Annotated in this window: 2 protein-coding genes; both read left to right on the top strand. The window is 71.7% G+C overall.

Going from position 1 to position 8200, the window contains the following annotated elements:
- Window positions 1–1054 (top strand): beta-ketoacyl reductase (locus AC0693_RS38480; RefSeq protein ID WP_478804587.1); only part of this gene is annotated, 1054 nt, incomplete at its 5' end.
- 67 nt (window positions 1055–1121) lie between these two features.
- The coding region (locus AC0693_RS38485) for a type I polyketide synthase (protein WP_478804588.1) at window positions 1122–8200 on the top strand (7079 nt) is incomplete at its 3' end.

Below are 8200 nucleotides of genomic sequence, written 5' to 3' on the forward strand. Positions count from 1 at the left end.
TGTGATCGGTTCGTTGACGGCCGAGCGGTTGTCGGCGGTGTTGCGGCCGAAGGTGGATGCGGCCTGGAATCTGCATGAGCTGACCGAGGGTCTCGACCTGTCGGCGTTCGTGCTCTTCTCTTCAGCCGCTGGTGTCTTCGGTGGCGCGGGCCAGGCCAACTACGCAGCGGGCAATGTCTTTTTGGATGCGCTGGCGGCCCACCGCAGGGCTCAGGGTCTGGCGGCGACTTCGCTGGCCTGGGGCCTGTGGTCCGAAGTGGGCGGTATGGGCGGCACGTTGGACGCCGACGAGGTCTCCCGGCTGGGTCGCGGTGGTGTCGGGGCGTTGACGGCCGCTGAGGGTCTGGCGTTGTTCGATGCCGCGACGGCCGCCGAGGAGCCGCTGCTGGTGCCGGTGAAGCTGGACCTGGCCGCTCTGCGCGCCCAGGCCGGCAGCGGCATGATTCCGCCACTGCTGACGGGTCTGGTCCGTACGCCCGCCCGCCGGGCCCGTAGCGGTGCCGCCACGGGCCCGGACGGTGGCGCGGAACTGCGCGAGCGCCTCACCGGCCTCGCCCCTGCAGCGCGGGACGAAGCGCTCCTGGAGCTGGTCTGCTCGTACGTCGCCGGAGTCCTCGGCTTCGCCGGACCTGAAGCGGTCGACCCCGTACGGTCGTTCAACGAGGTCGGCTTCGACTCGCTGACCGCCGTCGAACTGCGCAACCGGCTCGGCGGCGCCACCGGCGTCCGCCTCCCCGCCACCCTCGTCTTCGACTACCCGACCCCGACCGCGCTCGTGGAATACCTGCGGGACGAGCTCTGGCAGGACGGCGCGGCAGCAGTACCCCCGCTCCTCGCCGAGCTGGACCGGCTGGAGAAGACCCTCGTCACGTCGTCGCCCGACGACGCCGGCCGCGACCGCATCACCGAACGCCTCCAGGCCCTGTTGACCGCATGGAGCGAGGCCGGTGCCCTGGCCGCCGGCTCCGGCGGAGCCGACGTGGCCGAGGCCCTGGAGAGCGCGACCGACGACGACCTCTTCGACTTCATCGGCAAGGAGTTCGGCATCTCATGACCCGGCAGCTCCGCCCCGCCCCTTCTCACCACTCCGACTGTCCGGTTTCTGCCCGAGGGATGCACGCATGAACGAGGAAAAGCTCCGGTACTTCCTGAAGCGGGTGACGGCCGATCTCCACGAGACGCGCCGCCGCCTCCAGGAGGTCGAGTCGGAGGAGCAGGAGCCGATCGCGATCATCGGGATGAGCTGCCGTTACCCGGGTGACGTCGAGTCCCCCGAGGACCTGTGGCGGCTGGTCTCCGGCGAGACCGACGCCGTCTCCCCCTTCCCGACCGACCGGGGCTGGGACACGGGGCGCCTCTTCGACGAGGACCCCGACGGGCGGGGCACGAGCTACGTGCAGGAGGGCGGCTTCCTGCACTCCGCCAACCGGTTCGAGCCCGAATTCTTCGGGATCTCGCCCCGTGAGGCCCTGGCGATGGACCCGCAGCAGCGGCTCCTGCTAGAAACCTCTTGGGAGGCCTTCGAGCGGGCGGGCATCGACCCGACCTCGATGCGCGGCAGCCGGACCGGTGTCTTCACGGGCGTCATGTACCACGACTACGCGTCCCGGCTGCGGGCCGTGCCGCCGGAGGTCGAGGGCTACCTCGGCACCGGTGCCTCCAGCAGCATCGCCTCCGGCCGTGTCTCGTACACCTTCGGCCTGGAGGGCCCGGCGCTCACCGTCGACACCGCCTGCTCCTCCTCCCTCGTCACGCTGCACCTCGCCATGCAGGCCCTGCGCAAGGGCGAGTGCTCGCTCGCACTGGCCGGCGGCGTGACGGTCATGCCGACCCCCGGCACCTTCACCGAGTTCAGCCGCCAGCGCGGCCTGTCCTTCGACGGGCGCTGCAAGTCCTTCGCGGACGCCGCCGACGGCACCGGCTGGGGCGAGGGCGCGGGCATGCTCCTCGTGGAGCGGCTCTCCGACGCCCGCCGCAACGGCCACCGGGTGCTGGCCGTGGTCCGCGGCTCGGCCGTCAACCAGGACGGCGCCTCCAACGGCCTGACCGCCCCGAACGGGCCCTCGCAGCAACGCGTCATCCGCCAGGCCCTGGCCGACGCCCGGCTCACCGCCGCCGACATCGACGTGGTCGAGGCCCACGGCACCGGCACCACGCTGGGCGACCCGATCGAAGCCCAGGCCCTGCTGGCCACGTACGGCCGGGAGCACACGGAGGACCAGCCGCTCTGGCTCGGCTCCATCAAGTCGAACATCGGGCACACGCAGGCCGCCGCCGGCGTCGCCGGCGTCATCAAGATGGTGATGGCGATCCGGCACGGGCGGATCCCGAAGACCCTGCACGTCGACCAGCCGTCGACCAAGGTCGACTGGTCCGCGGGCGCGGTGTCGCTGCTGCGCGAGACGGTGGACTGGCCGGACACCGGTCGTCCCCGCCGCGCCGCCGTGTCGTCCTTCGGCATCAGCGGCACCAACGCGCACACCATCATCGAGCAGCCCCCCGCCGCTGAGCCGGCCGAGCCGGCCGACTCCGTCGAGCCCGTCGAGTCCGTCGAGCCCGGGGAGGCCGGGGCCGGTGAGACCGCCGCGCCGCGCCGCGTCGTCGTACCCCCCGTCCTGGCCTGGCCTGTCTCGGCCCGCACGGCGGATGCCGTGCGGGCCCAGGCGGAGCGCCTGCTCACACACCTGAGGGCCCACCCCGACCAGCGTGCCGAGGACGTCAGCCGCACCCTGGCCACCGGCCGCGCCGCCCTCGAACACCGCGCCGTCGTCCTGGCCGGCGACCGCAGCGAGGCCCTGGCCGACCTCGCGGCACTGGCGTCGGGCGACCCCGCTTCGACGCGGATCGTCCGGGGCGAGGCCGGAACCCGGGGCAAGCTGGCCTTCCTGTTCACCGGGCAGGGAAGTCAGCGGCTCGGGATGGGGCGTGAGTTGTATGACGCCTTCCCGGTGTTCGCGGAGGCGCTGGACGCGGTGTGTGCGGCGATGAACCTCGAACTGCCTCTGGAGGAGGTGTTGTTCGGCGGGGATGCGGTGGTGCTGGATCGTACGGAGTATGCGCAGCCGGCGTTGTTCGCGGTCGAGGTGGCGTTGTTCCGGCTGCTGGAGTCGTGGGGTGTCAAGCCTGACTTCCTGTCCGGCCATTCGATCGGTGAGATCGCGGCCGCGCATGTGGCGGGTGTGTTCTCGTTGGAGGACGCGTGCTTGTTGGTCGCCGCTCGCGGGCGGCTGATGCAGGCGTTGCCGTCGGGTGGTGTGATGGTGGCGGTGCAGGCGTCGGAGGACGAGGTCCTGCCGTTGCTGACCGGGCGGGTGAGCATCGCTGCGGTCAATGGTCCGCAGTCGGTGGTCGTTGCCGGTGACGAGGACGCTGTGCTCGCGGTGGTGGAGGTGTTCGCCGACCGGAAGAGCAAGCGGCTCACGGTCAGCCATGCGTTCCACTCCCCGCACATGGACGGGATGCTGGAGGAGTTCCGCAGGGTGGTGGCGGGCCTGTCCTTCGCCGCTCCGCGGATCCCGGTCGTCTCCAACCTGACGGGTGCGTTGGTCTCGGACGAGATGGGTTCGGCGGAGTTCTGGGTGCGGCACGTCCGTGAAGGCGTCCGGTTCCTCGACGGTGTCCGGACGCTGGAGGCGGCAGGGGTCACCACCTACGTCGAACTCGGGCCTGACGGCGTCCTGTCGGCCCTCGCCCAGGACTGCGTCTCCGGAGAAGGCGCCGCCTTCGCGCCCGCCCTCCGCAAGGACCGTACCGAGGCCGGAGCCGTCACCGAGGCCCTCGCCCTCGTACACGTCCGCGGCCTCGCCGTCGACTGGACCGCTTACCACGCCGGTACCGGAGCCGAGAGCGTAGACCTGCCCACGTACGCCTTCCAACGCGAGCACTACTGGCTCGACACCGGCACCCTCGGTGCGGACGTCACCACCGTGGGTCTCCGCTCCGCAGACCACCCGCTGCTCGGCGCCTCGGTGACCCTGGCCGACGCCGATGGCCTCCTCCTCACCGGTCGGCTGTCGGCGGCCACCCACCCCTGGCTCGCGGACCACACGGTCATGGGTTCCGTCCTCCTGCCCGGTACGGCCTTCGTCGAGCTGGCGCTGCGGGCCGGTGAGCAGGTCGGCTGCGGGCTCGTCGACGACCTGACGCTGGCCGCACCGCTGGTCCTCCCCGAGGACGGCGGCGTCGAGCTCCAGGTCACGGTCGCGGCCCCCGACGAGTCGGGCCGCCGCTCCGTGGTCTTCCACTCCCGTGACGACCGCGCGGCGGCCGACGAACCCTGGGTGCGGAACGCCACCGCGGTCCTGGCCGAGGATGAAACCGAGCCGCGGGTGTTCGACCTCGCGGCCTGGCCGCCGGCCGGAGCGGAGCCCGTCCCGGTGGACGGCCTCTACGACGTGCTCGGGGACTCCGGCTTCGGCTACGGTCCCGTGTTCCAGGGCCTGCAAGCCGCCTGGCGCCGCGGCGAGGAGGTCTTCGCCGAGGTCGCCCTGGCCCCTGAAACCGCCCCGGAGGCCGCCTACTTCACGATCCACCCGGCCCTGCTGGACTCTGCGCTGCACGCCATCAACCTCGGCTCGCTGGTGGAGGACACCGGTCAGGGGCGGCTGCCGTTCTCCTGGTCCGGCGTGTCCGTCCGCTCCACGGGTGCGGACGCCCTGCGCGTACGGCTCTCCCGGGCCGGCCGGGACGCGGTGCGGCTGGACATCGCCGACGCGGACGGTGCGCCGGTCGCCTCGGTGGACAGGCTGACCCTGCGTGCCTTCTCGCCCGACCGGCTCGGGCAGCGCACGGGCGCGTACGACTCGCTGTTCCGGGTGGAGTGGACGTCGGTGGCTGCGGTCGGGTCGTTCGACGACTGGCTGGTGCTGGGTGAGGGTGCGCAGGTGTTCGCGGACCTGGCCGGGTTGGGTGTGGCCGTGGCGGAGGGTGGTGAGATTCCGGCGGCGCTGGTGGTGCCGTGCGTGGGGCTGCCCGAGGGTGGTGTGGCGGATGCGGTCCACGTGGAGACGGCTCGTGTGCTGGAGCTGTTGAAGGTGTGGCTGGCCGATGAGCGGTTCGTGGATTCGCGTCTGGTGTTCTTGACGCGGGGTGCGGTGGAAGCGGTGCCGGGTGAGGGTGTGTCCGACCTGGTGCGTGCGGCGGTGCGGGGTTTGGTGCGTTCGGCGCAGTCGGAGAATCCGGGCCGGATCGTTCTGGTCGATGTCGATGTCGATGTCGATGTCGATGTGGACGGGGATGTGTCCGGGGGTGTCTCGGCGGTCCTGGCTTCGGGTGAGTCCGAGGTGGCGGTGCGTGGGGGTGCCTTGCTGGTGCCGCGGCTGGCTCGGGCGGCTGCTGGTGGGGGGTCTTTGGCGTGGGGTGGCGCGGGTACGGTGCTGGTGACGGGTGCGAGTGGTTCGCTGGGCGGGTTGTTCGCCCGTCATCTGGTCGCCGAGCGGGGTGTGCGTCGTCTGTTGCTGGTGAGCCGTCGTGGTGAAGTCCCGTCGCTTTCGGCGGAGTTGGCGGCGCTGGGTGCGGAGGTCGTCTGGGCGGCTTGTGATGTGGCCGATCGTGCGGCTCTGGCTGGTGTGCTGGCCCAGATTCCGGCGGAGCATCCGTTGACCGCGGTGGTGCACACGGCGGGTGTGCTGGATGACGGTGTGATCGGTTCGTTGACGGCCGAGCGGTTGTCGGCGGTGTTGCGGCCGAAGGTCGATGCGGCGTGGAATCTGCATGAGCTGACCGAGGGTCTCGATCTGTCCGCGTTCGTGTTGTTTTCCTCTGCGGCGGGTGTCTTCGGTGGCGCTGGTCAGGCGAATTACGCGGCGGGCAATGTCTTCCTGGATGCGTTGGCGGCCCACCGCAGGGCCCGGGGTCTGGCGGCGACTTCGCTGGCCTGGGGCCTGTGGTCCGAAGTGGGCGGTATGGGCGGCACGTTGGACGCCGACGAGGTCTCCCGGCTGGGTCGCGGTGGTGTCGGGGCGTTGACGGCCGCTGAGGGTCTGGCGTTGTTCGATGCCGCGACGGCCGCCGAGGAGCCGCTGCTGGTGCCGGTGAAGCTGGACCTGGCCGCTCTGCGAGCCCAGGCCGGCAGCGGCATGGTTCCGCCACTGCTGACGGGTCTGGTCCGTACGCCCGCCCGCCGGGCCCGTAGCGGTGCCGCCGCGGGCGGTGCGTTCGCCCGGCAGATCGCCGCGCTGGTCGAAGGCGAGCGTGCCGCGGCCGTGCTGGAGCTCGTACGAGGTCAGGTCGCGGCGGTGCTCGGCTTCGCCGGTGTCGAAGCGGTGGATCCGGCGAAATCGTTCAGTGAGGTCGGCTTCGACTCGCTGACCGCCGTCGAGCTGCGCAACCGGCTCGGCGGAGCCACGGGCGTCCGGCTGCCCGCCACCCTCGTCTTCGACTACCCGACCCCCGCGGTGCTGGCGGAGTACCTGCTCGCCGAGCTGCTCGGCAGTCAGGAGACCGCAGCGGGAGCCGCCGCCACCACGGTCCACGACGACGAACCGATCGCGATCGTCGCCATGGCCTGCCGCTTTCCCGGCGGTGTCCGCTCGCCCGAAGACCTCTGGGGCCTGGTGCGGGACGGCCGGGACGCCATCTCCGCCATGCCCGAGGACCGCGGCTGGGACGTCGAGAACCTCACCGACCCCGCCCGGCCGGGCAGCAGCTACGCCACCGCCGGTGGCTTCCTCCACGACGCCCACCACTTCGACCCGACGTTCTTCGGAATCTCGCCCCGCGAGGCCCTCGCCACCGACCCCCAGCAGCGTCTCCTCCTGGAGACCAGCTGGGAGGCCTTCGAGCGGGCCGGTATCGACCCGGCCGCCCTGCGGGGCAGCCGGACCGGTGTCTTCGCGGGCGTCATGTACAACGACTACGGCACCCTCCTCCACCGCGCCCCCGAGGGCCTGGAGGGCTACATGGGCACGGCCAGTTCCGGCAGTGTCGCCTCGGGCCGCGTGTCGTACACCTTCGGTCTCGAAGGCCCCGCGGTCACCGTCGACACGGCCTGCTCCTCCTCGCTCGTCACCCTGCACCTCGCCGTCCAGGCCCTGCGCAGCGGTGAGTGCGACCTCGCCCTCGCGGGCGGCGTGACCGTGATGGCCACCCCGGGCACGTTCATCGCCTTCAGCGTGCAGCGTGGTCTCGCGACCGACGGCCGCTGCAAGCCCTTCGCGGCCGCCGCGGACGGCACCGCGTGGGGTGAGGGCGTGGGCATGCTGCTCGTGGAGCGGCTCTCGGACGCCCGCCGCAACGGCCACCCGGTCCTCGCGGTGGTCCGGGGTTCGGCCGTCAATCAGGACGGCGCCTCGAACGGTCTGACCGCCCCGAACGGGCCTTCCCAACAGCGGGTCATCCGTCAGGCCCTGGCCAACGCCGGTCTGAGCGCCGCGGACGTCGATGCCGTCGAGGCACACGGTACGGGCACGACGCTGGGCGACCCGATCGAGGCGCAGGCGCTGCTGGCCACCTACGGACGGGAGCACACGAAGGACCAGCCGCTATGGCTCGGTTCCATCAAGTCCAATGTGGGTCACACGCAGGCCGCTGCCGGTGTCGCGGGCATCATCAAGATGGTGCAGTCGATCCGCCACGGAGTCCTGCCCAAGACCCTGCACGTCGACGAGCCGACCCCGCACGTCGACTGGTCCGAGGGCGCCGTTTCCCTCCTCGAATCGGCCACCCCCTGGCCCGAGACCGGCCGTCCGCGCCGCGCCGCGGTATCGTCCTTCGGCATCGGCGGCACCAACGCGCACACGATCATCGAGCAGGCTCCCGATGAGGAGCCCCGGCCTGTCGCCCCCGCCGGACCGCCGGCGATGCCGGCCCTGCCGTACGTACTGTCGGCGAAGTCCGCGGACGCGTTGCGCGACCAGGCAGCCGGGCTGCGTGCCCACCTGGAGGAGGTGCCCGATACGGCCACCGTCGACGTGGCGTACTCCCTCGTCACCACCCGCGCGGCCTTCGACCACCGCGCGGTGGTCGTGGCCGAGGACCGCGAGGAGCTCCTGCGCGTCCTCAACGCACTGGAGACCGAGGCGGCGGCTGCCGGCCTGGCCCGCGGGTCCGTGGGCACCGGGAAGACCGCTTTCGTGTTCCCCGGGCAGGGGTCGCAGTGGGTGGGTATGGCCGAGGCCTTGCTGGGTTCCTCGCCGGTGTTCGCTGCTCGGGTGGATGAGTGTGCGAAGGCGCTGGAGCCTTTTGTCGACTGGTCGTTGGT

This window comes from Streptomyces sp. NPDC043876, assembly GCF_056435825.1.